The 12,912-nt window shown below is 52.4% G+C and carries 18 protein-coding genes; 6 read left to right on the top strand and 12 right to left on the bottom strand.

The annotated features are described in order from the left end of the window. Positions 1 to 9: 9 nt before the first annotated feature. From HC248_RS04900 to rpsP, 5 genes are all read right to left on the bottom strand, one after another. Positions 10 to 708, bottom strand: coding sequence for a CoA pyrophosphatase (locus tag HC248_RS04900; RefSeq protein WP_168921533.1), 699 nt, complete (start codon positions 706 to 708; stop codon positions 10 to 12). A 93-nt stretch (positions 709 to 801) separates the two neighbouring features. Next, on the bottom strand, positions 802 to 1,182 hold the full coding sequence (gene rplS / locus HC248_RS04895) for a 50S ribosomal protein L19 (protein WP_168921532.1): 381 nt from the start codon (positions 1,180 to 1,182) through the stop codon (positions 802 to 804). Between the two features lie 147 nt (positions 1,183 to 1,329). After that, positions 1,330 to 2,109, bottom strand: coding sequence for a tRNA (guanosine(37)-N1)-methyltransferase TrmD (gene trmD, locus HC248_RS04890; RefSeq protein WP_168921531.1), 780 nt, complete (start codon positions 2,107 to 2,109; stop codon positions 1,330 to 1,332). 119 nt (positions 2,110 to 2,228) lie between these two features. Then, the gene (rimM, locus tag HC248_RS04885) at positions 2,229 to 2,819 is read right to left on the bottom strand and encodes a ribosome maturation factor RimM (RefSeq protein ID WP_168921530.1); all 591 of its coding nucleotides are present in this window, start codon (positions 2,817 to 2,819) and stop codon (positions 2,229 to 2,231) included. A gap of 14 nt (positions 2,820 to 2,833) precedes the next feature. Further along, entirely contained in the window at positions 2,834 to 3,097 is a 264-nt protein-coding gene (gene rpsP / locus HC248_RS04880) for a 30S ribosomal protein S16 (protein ID WP_168921529.1), read from the bottom strand. 192 nt (positions 3,098 to 3,289) lie between these two features. On the opposite strand from rpsP, the gene HC248_RS04875 reads away from it, so the two are divergent. Continuing rightward, the gene (locus HC248_RS04875; protein ID WP_168921528.1) at positions 3,290 to 3,763 is read left to right on the top strand and encodes a hypothetical protein; all 474 of its coding nucleotides are present in this window, start codon (positions 3,290 to 3,292) and stop codon (positions 3,761 to 3,763) included. 32 nt (positions 3,764 to 3,795) lie between these two features. On the opposite strand, the gene HC248_RS04870 is transcribed toward HC248_RS04875, so the two are convergent. The 7 genes from HC248_RS04870 to HC248_RS04840 all read right to left on the bottom strand — a co-directional run bounded on the left by HC248_RS04870 (position 3,796) and on the right by HC248_RS04840 (position 9,130). Beyond that, the gene (locus HC248_RS04870) at positions 3,796 to 4,806 is read right to left on the bottom strand and encodes an inorganic phosphate transporter (RefSeq protein ID WP_168921527.1); all 1,011 of its coding nucleotides are present in this window, start codon (positions 4,804 to 4,806) and stop codon (positions 3,796 to 3,798) included. A gap of 10 nt (positions 4,807 to 4,816) precedes the next feature. Then, the gene (locus HC248_RS04865) at positions 4,817 to 5,464 is read right to left on the bottom strand and encodes a DUF47 domain-containing protein (RefSeq protein ID WP_168921526.1); all 648 of its coding nucleotides are present in this window, start codon (positions 5,462 to 5,464) and stop codon (positions 4,817 to 4,819) included. 385 nt (positions 5,465 to 5,849) lie between these two features. After that, positions 5,850 to 6,416 (bottom strand): DUF3299 domain-containing protein, encoded by a 567-nt coding sequence (locus tag HC248_RS04860; protein WP_168921525.1) that lies wholly within the window; start codon positions 6,414 to 6,416, stop codon positions 5,850 to 5,852. Between the two features lie 90 nt (positions 6,417 to 6,506). Beyond that, entirely contained in the window at positions 6,507 to 6,755 is a 249-nt protein-coding gene (locus HC248_RS04855; protein WP_168921524.1) for a hypothetical protein, read from the bottom strand. A 19-nt stretch (positions 6,756 to 6,774) separates the two neighbouring features. Beyond that, a complete protein-coding gene (locus HC248_RS04850) occupies positions 6,775 to 7,977 on the bottom strand; it encodes an ABC transporter permease (protein WP_168921523.1) in 1,203 nt (400 codons plus the stop codon). After that, entirely contained in the window at positions 7,974 to 8,630 is a 657-nt protein-coding gene (locus HC248_RS04845) for an ABC transporter ATP-binding protein (RefSeq protein ID WP_168921522.1), read from the bottom strand. Before HC248_RS04845 ends, HC248_RS04850 begins: the two co-directional genes overlap by 4 nt. Further along, positions 8,627 to 9,130 (bottom strand): Fur family transcriptional regulator, encoded by a 504-nt coding sequence (locus tag HC248_RS04840; RefSeq protein ID WP_168921521.1) that lies wholly within the window; start codon positions 9,128 to 9,130, stop codon positions 8,627 to 8,629. Before HC248_RS04840 ends, HC248_RS04845 begins: the two co-directional genes overlap by 4 nt. 84 nt (positions 9,131 to 9,214) lie before the next feature. Between HC248_RS04840 and HC248_RS04835 the strand changes: the two genes are divergently transcribed. From HC248_RS04835 to HC248_RS04815, 5 genes are all read left to right on the top strand, one after another. Beyond that, a complete protein-coding gene (locus HC248_RS04835; RefSeq protein WP_168920679.1) occupies positions 9,215 to 9,412 on the top strand; it encodes a hypothetical protein in 198 nt (65 codons plus the stop codon). After that, positions 9,406 to 10,239 (top strand): metal ABC transporter ATP-binding protein, encoded by an 834-nt coding sequence (locus HC248_RS04830; protein ID WP_168921520.1) that lies wholly within the window; start codon positions 9,406 to 9,408, stop codon positions 10,237 to 10,239. The genes HC248_RS04835 and HC248_RS04830 overlap by 7 nt, the downstream gene beginning before the upstream one ends. Continuing rightward, positions 10,236 to 11,150, top strand: coding sequence for a metal ABC transporter permease (locus tag HC248_RS04825; protein ID WP_420371996.1), 915 nt, complete (start codon positions 10,236 to 10,238; stop codon positions 11,148 to 11,150). Before HC248_RS04830 ends, HC248_RS04825 begins: the two co-directional genes overlap by 4 nt. 34 nt (positions 11,151 to 11,184) lie before the next feature. Continuing rightward, the gene (locus HC248_RS04820; protein ID WP_168921519.1) at positions 11,185 to 12,147 is read left to right on the top strand and encodes a metal ABC transporter substrate-binding protein; all 963 of its coding nucleotides are present in this window, start codon (positions 11,185 to 11,187) and stop codon (positions 12,145 to 12,147) included. A 152-nt stretch (positions 12,148 to 12,299) separates the two neighbouring features. Next, complete coding sequence (locus tag HC248_RS04815; protein ID WP_168921518.1) at positions 12,300 to 12,911, top strand: TRAP transporter small permease subunit; 612 nt, start codon at positions 12,300 to 12,302, stop codon at positions 12,909 to 12,911. Position 12,912 lies beyond the last annotated feature (1 nt).

Genomic DNA, 12,912 nt, shown 5'->3' with positions numbered 1-12,912 from the left:
AAGGACAGGTTAAGCGATTAAAAAACGATAAAGATTGCGCAACATGCCTGCTGTTGCACCCCATATGAAACGCTCTTTGAACTCGCTACCCAACAAATTAGCGTTATCCATATACGGCATAGACAGCCATCGCCGCGTCAAATCGCCAAACTGCATCTCATGGCGTCTGTGGTGAGCGGGGTTCATGAGGTAGCGCAAGGGCACTTCAAACACATCTGATACTTCAGCCGGATTGGGCTTGAGCACAAAACCGGGTCTGACCAACGCGACCACAGGCGTGACCATAAAGGCTGTACCCGTCAGATAAATGGGCAAATTACCCAGTACTTCCACATAGTCGCGCGGCAAGCCGACTTCTTCTGTGGCTTCACGCAGCGCCGTGTCGGCGGCGTTGATATCACCGGCATCGGTGCGGCCACCGGGAAAAGCAATCTGACCCGAATGCGTCGAGAGCTGACTGCTTCGTTGGGTGAGTAAAAGCATTAACTCATCGCGCATAACTAAGGGCACAAGTACGGCAGCAAACGCAGGCTTGCGATCGCCAAACTTTTTCTCGACGCTGTGTTCAGGTGTCCATATCGGCGGTTGACTAAAACGCAGACGCAGCGAATCTGGCGTGAGCTGATCGGGTGTGACATGTGGCAAATGACTGTCCATGCCCAGCATCTTAGCGTTGCGTGGATCGAATAAAGGTGTGGAAGTAGTCATGCGCAAAGATAAAAATCAAAACCTAGCGTAGCAGAGTCGAAAAAAAAGGCCGCCTCCAAAGAAGCGACCTTTTTAAACCAGATCAAAGTGCAATTAAGCGACTTTAACGATCTTGTTTTTGATACCAAGTTTTTCCTTGATACGTGCGGATTTGCCGCTGCGGCTACGCAAGTAGTACAGCTTGGCGCGGCGCACATCACCACGGCGTTTGACTTCAATTTTTGCGATCAACGGGCTGTAGACCTGGAAAGTGCGCTCTACGCCCTCGCCATTGGAGATCTTACGCACGATGAAGCTGGAATTGAGGCCACGATTGCGCTTGGCAATCACAACACCTTCAAATGCCTGAAGACGCTTACGCGTGCCCTCAACCACGTTAACGCTCACGATGACGGTGTCACCAGGGGCGTAAACAGGAATTGTCTTGTTCAGGCGAGCAATTTCTTCTTGCTCAAGGATTTGAATCAGGTTCATAAAATTTCCATCAGAAATGTTTTCTCGTTCATGCACGCGCTACGCAAAAGACTGCAAATCCTGAATAAGCTCTCATCAAAATTCTTTGCAAATTTATGGACAAAAGCTCAGGTCGCAGTGGCCGCCAGAGGATCGAAAAGCATCTAATTATAGCGGTTCATTTCCAGTCTCTGATTTCTTGGGCAAGTGAGTCAAAAAAGTCTCGTCAAGCAGACTCAATTGACCGGCCCTGCGCGCTTGCCTGACCAACTCGGGTCGTTGTTTAACGGTCAGCGCTAAGCGCTGCTCGCGGCGCCAGCGTTCAATATGCGCATGGTTGCCAGACATCAACATGGTCGGCACAGACTCACCGCGCCAAGACTCAGGCCGGGTGTAATGCGGGCAGTCAAGCAGACCGTCGAGAGCCGGATTAAAACTATCAAAATGGTGGCTGTCTTGGTCGTTAAGCACACCGGGTTGCAGCCTGGTGACCGCATCGAGCAAAGCCATTGCGGCAATCTCGCCGCCCGAGAGTACAAAATCACCCAAACTGATTTGGCTGTCGACATAACGATCTATAAAACGTTGATCTAAGCCCTCATAGCGCCCGCAAATTAAAACTGCACCATCGCCTGCAGACCATGACTGCACACCCGCATGATTAAGCGCAGTGCCGACTGGAGAAAACAATACGACTGGCGCTTTTACAGCGCCTCTGTCGAGTTGAATTTTTTCTAGGCATTGCGCCAAGGGTTCAGCCAACATCACCATGCCGGGGCCGCCACCGAAGGGCCTATCGTCTACGCGGCGGTAATTACCATCTGCGAAATCGCGCGGATTCCAGAGCCGAACATCGACTAAGCCGGACTCATAAGCACGCCGAGTGACACCGCTGACCAAAAAAGGAGCGAACAACTCAGGGAAAAGAGTGATGACGTCAAAGCGCATATAAAAAAGATTGTGCAGAGATTTCGCGTGCAGGATTAAGGGCCGCAAACATCACAAAGCCAGCGCCTTTAACAGGCTTATAAAAAACAGGCATAAAGCCCTAACCGAGAGGCTGGGTTTTAGTAATCGGGCTGCCAGTCGACAGTGATGAGTTTGCCCGGGAGATCAACCGTGTCAACGTAAGCGGCGACAAACGGGATCATGCGCTCGGTGGCAACTTCTTGACCATCTTCCTGAGTCATTTGAGATTCGACGCACAGCACAGAGTGCGGGCCAGTAGTCATCAAATCACGAACGCAACCAAGGACAATGCCCTCACGGTTAACGACATTCAGGCCGATTAAATCGACCCAATAGTACTCATCAGTTGTGGCGGCGGGAAAACTGCTGCGCGGCAAAAATATGCGGCAGCCACGCAGAGCTTCTGCGTCATTGCGGTCATCCATGCTAGCGAGCTTGGAGACCACGGAATCTGAGTGGGTTTTGGATTCATCAACGCTCACACGGACCGTGCCTTTAAAGGCCGAGAAACCAGGGCGAAATTTTGCGTCGGGCGCTTGCAAAAACCACGTTTTAGCAGTTAGCAAGGCCTCTGGCTGGGTGCTATGGGGTAAAACTTTTAGCCAACCCTTAACACCCCAGGCGTCCAATATGCGACCGACTTCAATGGCGTCAGCTGGCAAGCCAGTCGACTCGAGGACGGTCAGCATAGGAACACCACGCTTTAGACTGCGGCTTTAGCAGCGGCAGCAGCGCCCTGCTTAATCAGACGGGTCACAGTTGGGGATGCCTGAGCACCAACACCAACCCAGTGAGTCAGACGGTCTTGCGCAATACGCAGGCCTTCTTCGCCACCTTTAGCGATTGGGTTGTAAAACCCAATACGCTCGATGAAGCGACCATCGCGGCGAACGCGTTTGTCGGCCACAACGATGTTAAAAAATGGACGGTGCTTAGAACCGCCGCGTGCAAGTCGGATGACGACCATAATATTTCCTTCGGGTGGTGGGATGAAGAAATTTCCATCCCAACTGTTTAAAGTATGTTGCAGCGATTGAGACACACGACATGGCCACCCGGCCAGCGAAATGCTGCAAAGCCTGCGATTGTAACCCGCGCCAACACCGCATGCGGCGGGTTTGCTTTTTTTTGCGCAACGCCCACGCTACATAATCAAAGCATGCAAACATCGATCACGCCTACACCCCGTACAAAAAACAAAACCCTTGCAGCATGGCTTGCCTTTTTGGGCGGGCAACTCGGTTTGCATCGCCTCTATCTGTATGGATTTTTTGATATGTGGGCATGGGCTCACCCTATTTTTGCAGGGCTTGGTTGGTGGGGTGTTGAACGTGTGCGCGAGTACGGTCAAGACGATGTGCTGTCTTGGCTACTTATTCCATTGCTTGGTTTCACGCTGGCTGCCACTAGTCTGACGGCAATTTACTACGGCTTGATGGACACCGAAAAGTGGAATGCTAAACACAATGCGTCTAGCCCCGGAACGCAAGTGGGCAACACCAACTGGCTGACTATATTTGCAATTGTTTTCTCACTCCTGTTTGGCGCGGTCACGCTGATGTCTAGCATCGCGTTTAGCTTTCAACGCTATTTTGAGCATCAGGTTCAAGAAGCGCGAAAAATCAGCCAATAACACCAGCTACTTTTAAGTCCGGTTTTACCGGTCTAAAAAATAGACATGCTGACCCAGTAAGCCAGCGCTGCCACCATAGCCGCAGCCGGTATGGTGATGATCCAAGCCCACACAATGGTTGCCGCCGTACCCCAGCGAACCGCTGACATTCGACGAGTCGAACCTACACCCACGATAGCGCCGGTGATGGTGTGCGTGGTCGACACCGGAATGCCTAAAATCGTCGCTAAAAATAGCGTGAAAGCACCGCCTGTTTCAGCACAAAAACCGTCAACCGGCTTAAGCTTGGTGATTTTTTGACCCATGGTCTTGACGATGCGCCAACCGCCAAACAAGGTGCCGGCCGAAATCGCTAGATAACAGCTCACTATGACCCAGGTCGGCGGCATGCTGTCACTAGTCGATGCGTAGCCTGTAGCAATTAGTAGCAGCCAAATAATGCCAATGGTTTTTTGTGCGTCATTGCCGCCGTGGCCCAAGCTATAAGCACCGGCTGAAACCAGCTGCAGACGGCGAAACCAGCTATCCACCTTAGAGGGCGTGGCGCGTCGGCAAATCCAAGACACCGACACCAGCATCAAAGAGCCCAACAAAAATCCCAACAAGGGAGACAAAAAGATAAACGCCACCGTTTTGCCAACGCCGCTGGCTATCAATGCGCCAGCGCCCGACTTAGCCATGGCCGCACCGACAATGCCGCCAATTAAGGCGTGTGAAGAACTGCTCGGAATGCCGTACAGCCAAGTGAGCAAATTCCAAGTAATCGCACCGACCAAGGCTCCGAACACGACATGGGTATCCACAATGTCTGGCTGAACTATGCCCTTGCCGATGGTGGCAGCCACGCTCAGATGAAATATAAAAATGGCGCTGAGGTTAAAAAATGCCGCAAATAACACGGCTTGTCCGGGTTTGAGAACGCCGGTAGAGACGACGGTAGCAATCGAGTTGGCGGCGTCGTGAAAGCCGTTCATGAAATCAAAAATAATCGCCATGGCAACTAGCAGGGCCACTACCCAAAGTGTTGTCTGTACGCTTTGCATAAAGACCGGCTCAGGAATTCTCGAGGACTATGCCCTCAATCAAATTAGCTACGTCCTCACATTTATCGGTAATGGTTTCGAGTAATTCGTAGACTGCCTTGAGCTTGATAAGTTCTCGCACATCCGGTTCATCCCGAAACAACCGACTCATTGCAGAGCGCATCACACGGTCGGCATCGGACTCTAGTTTGTCAATTTCTTCGCAAGTTTGTAGCGCCGCTTCAGCAACATCGGCTTGCCTAATTTTGGCCAGCATAGAGACGGCTCCACGCAAGCGCTCGCAGCATTTCACACTCAAATCGGTCAGACGCACTATGTCCTCTGTCATATGCCGAACATCGTAGAGAGCCATAGTCTCTGCCGAATCTTGTATTAGGTCGGCCACATCATCCATTGTGTTTATCAGCTTATGGATGTGCTCTCGGTCTATGGGGGTGATGAAGGTTTTGTGCAGGGCGCGGTTGACTTCATGCGTGATGCGGTCGGCGGCATGCTCGGCAGCGTCAACTTCTTTGTTGTACTGGCGGCGTTTTACGACATCGTCGTAGTTTTCAACCATCTTGGAGAATGCTTGGGCGGCTTCGACAATCCGGTCGGCGTGCTGATTGAACAGCTCAAAAAAATTACCATCTTTCGGTAGCAGCTTACTAAACAGCATCTTTTTTATTCTCGGTTTATCTTTGGGTTGAAATCGCATTTATCAATTTTTGAAAAATGAGTTTAACGCTTTTGTCTACCGTTAAAAGAGTCAGACATGCAATCGATTTACCATCGACTAAGTCCTTATTTACAAGGTAGATAGCGCAATTTCTGGTCTCTTTAAAACCAAAATAGGCTTTCAACGTAAAAACGAGACTCTACAGATCAAGCCAGTGTGATGATGGCCTAATTGTGAATATAAGTCAGCTATGGTCCAAAATCCCTAGCGTTTGCATAGCCTGCGGTGAGAGTACAAAAATCTCAGCGAAAACTAGTCTTGCAAACATTACTTTGCGCGCTAAGAATGGCGCCTAACGCAAACACATGGATGGCAGAAATACAAATCACTTGACACTATTAGCGTCAAGCATGCGGTAGTACAAGCCCATGGCGTCGTCGTTGAGAACCAAAAATCGCCCTTCAACGACTAACGGCTCCATGCTGTATTTGACCGGCGTGCTGGTCTTGACTTCAACCATGCTTTCGGGGCCGCCAGGAGCACAAAAAGGACAGGTCAAGGGAACAGAAGAAAGCAGAAAATGCTTTTGTTTTTCGCCTGGATCGAGCGGCATCATGTAGCCCTGTATGCGCTGGGTTTTCTGATTAAGCGCGAGCTGATTGAGGGTAAAAATCGGCAAGATACGATTTTTTTGTTTGTGGGTTTTTACATCCGTTAGCACCGACCAAGGCACGACATCATCGCGCGCTTGCAAGTTGGGAAACAAGCTATTCGCACCATGTACGCCTGGTCCTTGACCGACCGGAAAATCAAGCGATGGGGCATTGCCCAAACCTGACTTTGCACCCGACACAGGCGCACCCTGAGCGCTGGCAAAAAAAGCGGCCAACAGTAAGGTGCTGCAAAGGCTAAGTCTTAGTAGCCACTGAACTAAAAAAGAAGAAGCAGTCATGATTTATCCAATGAAGTTTATTGCCGTTGGCCTTTCGCCCTTGGCTGAAAACATTTGATTGTGAACTTTAATTGAGGACTTTTTTAAGCCTCAATCGAGGTGCTTCATACCGCAAAATTTACCTATACCCAAGCCCTTGCAAGACAGTTGCAATTGCTTTTCACAGAAATCATCTTTCTTGCCAGACTCCAAACATTTTGCCGCCGCTTCATGCGCTTGCGACATAGCGCGGTGACGCTCTATGTCTTGTAGCGTGTGCTTATCCAGTGCCTGCGCGTTAACACCCAAACTGGCGGCAAGTAGCAACAGGGCAGAAATAACAAATCGAGTGCTTAACATTTGAGAATCCAGACTTAAATTAACGTGATTGCAGAAGTTCAAAAACAGAGACCCGGTACGCTTCCCAAGCCGGCAGCAGTGCAGAAATCAAGCCCACCAACAAGGCCAGCGCAGGCACGGCAAACAGCTCGGGTGGCCACACCAAATCACCAATCAGCACCGATTGCTCAAGCTGTAGCAGCCAGCCTATCAGCGCCGTCAATCCTTGGCCGACCAGCAAACCCAACACACTGGCTAGTAGGGCTAACCACAGAGCTTCGCAAAGCAGCAAGCCAGCAATTTTTCGCGGCGGCGCGCCCAACATGCGCAGCAAAGCCAAGTCAGCTCGGCGTTCGCGAACCGCGCCCCAGAGCGCAATAAAAACGCTCAGCCCGGCACTCAGAAGTAGCACGCCGGCTAGCGCACGCAGCACATCTGTACCAATCCCGACCATGCTTAGCAAGCGCGTAATTTCATAAGCGGGCGACGCGGCCTGCATTTCGGTGCTGGTGTTGATGTAGCGTGGAAAAGTAACCGCCGCTAGCGGTGTTTTGTATTGAATCAGCGCCAGCGTGATTTCGCGCTCGGCACGCATGATTTTTTTGTCTTCGTCGTCTAGCGCAGTATTGGTTTCATGCACCTGCCAGACCGACTCAGTGGCGGTCATCACCAATCGGTCTAACACCAAGCCGCTGGCGGCCAACACACCGACTACGCGGTAAGGACTGAGCTTGTGCTCTTCGCCACCACCAGACAAACCATGGGTTCCAACAAAACTATCCCCCACTTTGAGCCCAGTCTTGCTCGCGACCTGCGCGCCAATGACGGCCTGCATAGGCTGGCTCCAGACACTGCCTTGTGCCAGCTTCACAGCGTAATGACGCAAGTATTCAGGTGACGTGCCAACAATGCGGTAGCCGCGAAAGCTATCACCCAAACTAATCGGAATGACTTTGGCGACTAGGGGATGACTCTCTAAGGCCTTGATGGCTGACAACGCTACGTTGCCAGTCGGCACATCTAAGTGCAACACGCCCGACAAGATCAGTTGCATAGGGCTGCCCTTGGCGCCAACCACCACATCTATGCCCGCTAGGTCGCGCTGAAAAGCATTGCTCAGCTGATGGCTGAGCAGCAACAAAAAAGTAATTGACGCCAGCCCCAGCGTGAGCAGCAAAAGGTTGAGCGCCGCGGCCAGCGGGCGGGACCACAGGTAGCGCCAGGCAAAAGCGATAGTTTTCATGCGGGTTGTGTGGTGCAAAAAAGCGTTTGCAAATTAACATGGCCACTAAAAAAAGAAGCGACACGGCTGTCATGGGTGGCAATCACTAAGGTGGCACTAGCGCGCTCGGCGGTCTGTCGCAGCAAGCTCAAAGCAGCGCTAGCGGACTCGTCGTCTAAGCTGGCAGTGGGCTCATCGGCGAGCAACACTTTGGGCGCTAGCAACACGGCACGCGCCAACGCCACGCGCTGGGCTTGACCACCGGATAGCTGAGCGGGCTTGCGCTGCGCAAGATGGTCCACACCTAGCGCCGTCAAGGCATGACGCAAAGCGTCTTCGTTTTGCGACTGGCCAGCCGCCCATTGCGCCATAGCAAGGTTTTCATGCACCGTTAAAGCAGCACTTAAATGCAGTTTTTGCGGCAAAAATCCAATAGTTTTGGCGCGCCAAGCATCGCTTGCGAGTCGGCTCAGCGTCTGCATGGCTTGGTCAGCAACCGTAATCTGACCGCTGCTAGGCGTTAGCAAGCCGGCGGCAAGCGCCAACCAAGTCGATTTCCCAGAACCCGAAGCGCCGCGTAGCAGCAATACGCCGCCCTGCGCTACCTCTGTATCCGCAAAAAAAAGTTCTGGACCGGATTGATACCGGTAAGTTAGCGCACGCGTGCTAATCATGCATGCCCCGGAGCGCCGCTGGCGCAATCGACGCACACGCCGCGCACAGCAAAGTCCACGCTCAGCCCTTGATAGCCTAGCGCCTTTAATGTCTCCAGTGCAGTTTGTGCAGCGCGTTCTAAGTCATCTGCGCTAGATTCCAAAGCGCCGGACAGCGGGCTGTCACGGTGGCAGCTCTGGCACTCAAAGTGGGGAATCGCATAAACGCTGGATGGCATCGCTTGGTAGCGGCGTACGCGTTCTACATCGACCCGGCATAACAGCAGACCGACCTGAGTCAGACGGTCAATCAAACGGTATAAAGTGACACGATCTAGCGCCGGATGCGCATCATCTTGCAAAGTAGCCAACAACTGTGCATGGGTGTAACTGGTGTCCGGATGGGCGAGCAACAAGCCCAGCACCAAGCGTGCGGCAGCCGTGCGGCGCAAACCGTGGGCCGACAGCAATGTGTCTATCGGGTCCGCGAGGGTGGCAGGGCTGACTTTTGATGAATCCATGATTTTTATTTAATAAACGCAATTGAGTTGCATTAGAATATATCGCAATCTGGTTGCATTATGACCACTCTTTAAGTATTTACTGTGAACTACAAATCCACCCCTATTCACGCAGACGCCGACGCACAACACGGCCATAGTCATGCGGTCAAAAAAACCAAGGCAAGGCGCAACAGCGTACTCAATTGGCCGGCTTGGCAACGCATGTTGGCGGTGCTACCAGCCTTGCTACTGCTTTGGCTAGCGGTGCTTTGGACTGGTTTAGAGGCCGCGCCGTGGTAAGACTAGAAAACCTAACGGTTAGCTACCGTCGTCACCCGGCTCTTCACCATGTAAGCGGTGAATTCGCAGCCGGCTCGCTGACGGCAGTCATGGGGCCAAACGGCTCCGGAAAGTCAACCTTACTCAAAAGCATCATTGGTTTACTGCCGGTGGACAGCGGACACATTGAGGTCAGCACACCCCGACTGCGCATTGCCTATTTGCCTCAATTGGCCGAGATGGACAAGGGTTTCCCCATGGATGTGGGCGACTGCGTCGCACTCGGCTGCTGGCCGCATCAAGGCGCTTGGGGCCGGGTCGCTCAGGCCCAGCAGCAAGCGATTGATGAGGCACTTTGCGCCGTTGGTTTAGAAGGCTTTGAGGACAGACCCATCAGCTCCCTGTCAACAGGCCAGCTACAACGCGTGCTGTTTGCGCGGTTGCTGCTGCAAGACGCCGACTTAATCCTGCTGGACGAGCCATTTAACGCCATGGACAGCAAGACCACGGCGGCGTTACTCGGCCTAGTTAGCTTATGGCATCAACAAGGGCGCACAGTTATTTGCGTCTTACATGACAACGCACAAGCACTAGAATTTTTTCCGCAAACCTTGATGTTGGCGCGCGAAGTCGTGGCTTGGGGCCCGACAGCGCAAGCCTTAGACCTGGTCAACCTAAACAAGGCTCGCGCCATGTCGCAGGTGTGGGACGAAACCGCAGAAGTTTGCACCATTGAACCAAGCACACCGTCTAAAACGCTGCAAAGCAGTTACCTGAACGTTCAGCCCAGCGCACACCAGTTAGCGCATTCACATGCCGCACCGCACACGCACAAGGAAACCGCATGATGGCTGTTATCGACGCTTTTAGCGCCGCAGGCCACGGATTATGGGCTCTGCTATTGGCACCATTTGCCGAGTTCGCCTTTATGCGCCGAGCGCTAGTCGCCACGCTAGCGCTATCTCTAAGCGCTGCACCATTGGGCGTATTTTTAAGCCTGCGCCGTATGAGCTTGCTGGGCGACGCATTGAGTCACGCCATTTTGCCTGGCGTAGCCATTGGTTTTATGGTGTTTGGTCTCTCACTCACCGCGATGGCGCTAGGCGGCGTAATTGCCGGCATGCTAGTGGCGGCGCTGGCCGGTTTCATTAGTCGATACACCACGCTTAAAGAAGACGCCAGCATGGCCGCGATTTATTTACTCGCCTTAGCGCTGGGCGTGATGCTAATTTCCAGCCACGGCAGTCAACTCGACTTGCTACACATTTTGTTTGGCAGCGCACTCGGCGTCGACCGAGGCGGCCTACTGCTAGTGGCGAGTGTGACCAGCATCAGTGTATTGGCGCTGGCAGCAGCCTACCGAGGCTTAGTGCTGGAGAGTTTTGATCCCGTTTTTTTAAGCGTCGCTGGTCGCGGCAGAGCCTACAAATGGGTTTGGCAACAGGGCTTTTTAATGCTGGTAGTGATTAATCTGGTGGCTGGTTTTCAAACCTTGGGCACGCTAATGGCTGTCGGTCTAATGATGTTGCCAGCTGTATCGGCCAGACTTTGGCATGACGGCTTATTAGCGCAGCTGCTTAACGCGGCGTGTCAAGCCATGTTGGCCGGTTATCTAGGGCTACTGCTGTCATACCACTTAGACACGCCGTCGGGTCCAACGATTATTGGCTGTGCCGGCGCGCTTTACATAGTCTCCTTACTGCTAGCGCCGGGTGGCTGGTTGCCGCGAGTGTTCAAGCGCTCACATCGACTGGCCTAAAACCTAATTCACGCATTGCAAAAAAGGAAACCTCATGAAAAATCCGCTTTCACCTTCACGCCAAACTTGGCTAGCACTGGCGCTGTGCCTGGCCAGCGCCAGCAGCATGGCGCAGGAAAAATTACCAGTAGTGGCCAGTTTTAGTATTTTGGGCGACTTGGTGCGAGTAGTCGGAGGCGATCGCGTGAGCGTTCACAACCTAGTCGGCCCAGACGAGGACGCTCACGTTTTTGAGCCCAAGCCCAGCGATGCCAAAACGCTGCTGGCGGCCAAACTGCTGGTGAGTAACGGCCTGGACTTTGAGCCCTGGCTTGGCAAACTCTCGGTGGCCGCAGGATACAAAGGTCAGAGCGTCGTAGCATCCCAAGGCGTGAAGTGGCGCAGCATGGCGGCCGAGCCGGCCAACGTGGAACCGAATCACGCCTCAAAGGAAAAAGCTGATCATGCGGGACATGAAGACCACGCAGGAAAAGATCCGCATGCATGGCAAGACCCGCAAAACGTTATTCTTTATGTCAACAATATTGCCAAAGCTTTGGCCAAGATCGATCCAGCTGGGGCGATTGTTTATCAAAAAAACAGTGCTGCTTATGTGGCGGAACTCCAAAGTCTAGATGCTTGGGGCCAACAGCAATTCACCGCAATAGCCTCGGACAAACGCAAAGTCATCACATCGCACGATGCATTTGGTTATTTTGCAGCGCACTACAAAATTCGTTTTTTAGCACCGCAAGGCATGTCTACTGGTACTGAGCCCAGCGCCAAGCAAGTCGCGCAGCTGATTCGCCAAATTCAACGTGAAAAAATCCGCGCAGTGTTCTTGGAAAACATGAGTAATACCAAGCTACTCACGCAACTCAGCAAAGATGCCGGCGTAAAAGTCGGACCCGTGCTGTATGTAGATGCACTATCAGCACCAAGCGGTCCAGCACCTGACTACTTGCGCATGATGCGCTACAACATCACCGAATTGGCACGCGGCTTAGCGCTAAATTGAGCACATAAACGGTTAGCGCTTTGGTCAGCGCTAGCGCCGTCGGGGTGACGGCTTTTGACTACAGTTCAGGTTAAACTTTACGACCTGAAACTCAAGACCTAGTGCCGCCAACCAGCTGCGCTAATCAGCTCTACACCCCGGAGACAAAATCAATGCGCGCGTTACTGAAATTCTCAAACGCCGTCGACTGGCTAAACACGCAGATCGGCAAACACGTGATCTGGCTAATCCTCGCATCGGCCGTCATCAGCGGGGTCAACGCGATTGTCCGCAAAGCCTTCAACATCAGCTCCAACGCTTACTTAGAAGTGCAGTGGTATTTGTTTGCCGCCTCCTTCATGATCGCCGCCGGCTACACCCTGCTGCAAAACGAACATGTACGAATAGACGTCATCACCAGCCGCCTATCCAAGCGGAAACAAATTTGGTTGGACATCATCGGCTTTAGTCTGTTTCTAACGCCCATATGCCTAGTTATTCTTTATCACAGCATTCCGTTTTTCCTGCGCGGCTATCACTCCGGTGAAATGTCCAATAATGCCGGCGGACTGATTCGCTGGCCGGTCTACGCCATGATGCCGCTGGGTTTTACGCTGCTACTGCTGCAAGGCTGGTCAGAGTTAATCAAGCGGATTGCATTCTTGATGGGATTAATCCCAGACCCCACTTTGAAAAAGGTAGATAAAACCGCCGAAGAAGATCTCGCCAAAGCGATACGCACGCTCGCTGAGAACAAAGCTAAAAACAACAATAGCGCAAGCTAAG

Origin of the sequence: Polaromonas vacuolata (genome assembly GCF_012584515.1) — a bacterium.
GTDB lineage: Bacteria > Pseudomonadota > Gammaproteobacteria > Burkholderiales > Burkholderiaceae_C > Polaromonas > Polaromonas vacuolata.
Note: the sequence above shows the minus strand (reverse complement) of the source record. Positions and strands in the feature narration are given on the sequence as shown.

Excerpts from the sequence above, each read along its gene's own strand:
- HC248_RS04900 (WP_168921533.1), bottom strand. The coding sequence starts at position 708 with ATGACTACTTCCACACCTTTATTCGATCCACGCAACGCTAAGATGCTG.
- rplS (WP_168921532.1), bottom strand. The coding sequence starts at position 1,182 with ATGAACCTGATTCAAATCCTTGAGCAAGAAGAAATTGCTCGCCTGAAC.
- trmD (WP_168921531.1), bottom strand. The coding sequence starts at position 2,109 with ATGCGCTTTGACGTCATCACTCTTTTCCCTGAGTTGTTCGCTCCTTTT.
- rimM (WP_168921530.1), bottom strand. The coding sequence starts at position 2,819 with ATGCTGACCGTCCTCGAGTCGACTGGCTTGCCAGCTGACGCCATTGAA.
- rpsP (WP_168921529.1), bottom strand. The coding sequence starts at position 3,097 with ATGGTCGTCATCCGACTTGCACGCGGCGGTTCTAAGCACCGTCCATTT.
- HC248_RS04875 (WP_168921528.1), top strand. The coding sequence starts at position 3,290 with ATGCAAACATCGATCACGCCTACACCCCGTACAAAAAACAAAACCCTT.
- HC248_RS04870 (WP_168921527.1), bottom strand. The coding sequence starts at position 4,806 with ATGCAAAGCGTACAGACAACACTTTGGGTAGTGGCCCTGCTAGTTGCC.
- HC248_RS04865 (WP_168921526.1), bottom strand. The coding sequence starts at position 5,464 with ATGCTGTTTAGTAAGCTGCTACCGAAAGATGGTAATTTTTTTGAGCTG.
- HC248_RS04860 (WP_168921525.1), bottom strand. The coding sequence starts at position 6,416 with ATGACTGCTTCTTCTTTTTTAGTTCAGTGGCTACTAAGACTTAGCCTT.
- HC248_RS04855 (WP_168921524.1), bottom strand. The coding sequence starts at position 6,755 with ATGTTAAGCACTCGATTTGTTATTTCTGCCCTGTTGCTACTTGCCGCC.
- HC248_RS04850 (WP_168921523.1), bottom strand. The coding sequence starts at position 7,977 with ATGAAAACTATCGCTTTTGCCTGGCGCTACCTGTGGTCCCGCCCGCTG.
- HC248_RS04845 (WP_168921522.1), bottom strand. The coding sequence starts at position 8,630 with ATGATTAGCACGCGTGCGCTAACTTACCGGTATCAATCCGGTCCAGAA.
- HC248_RS04840 (WP_168921521.1), bottom strand. The coding sequence starts at position 9,130 with ATGGATTCATCAAAAGTCAGCCCTGCCACCCTCGCGGACCCGATAGAC.
- HC248_RS04825 (WP_420371996.1), top strand. The coding sequence starts at position 10,236 with ATGATGGCTGTTATCGACGCTTTTAGCGCCGCAGGCCACGGATTATGG.
- HC248_RS04820 (WP_168921519.1), top strand. The coding sequence starts at position 11,185 with ATGAAAAATCCGCTTTCACCTTCACGCCAAACTTGGCTAGCACTGGCG.
- HC248_RS04815 (WP_168921518.1), top strand. The coding sequence starts at position 12,300 with ATGCGCGCGTTACTGAAATTCTCAAACGCCGTCGACTGGCTAAACACG.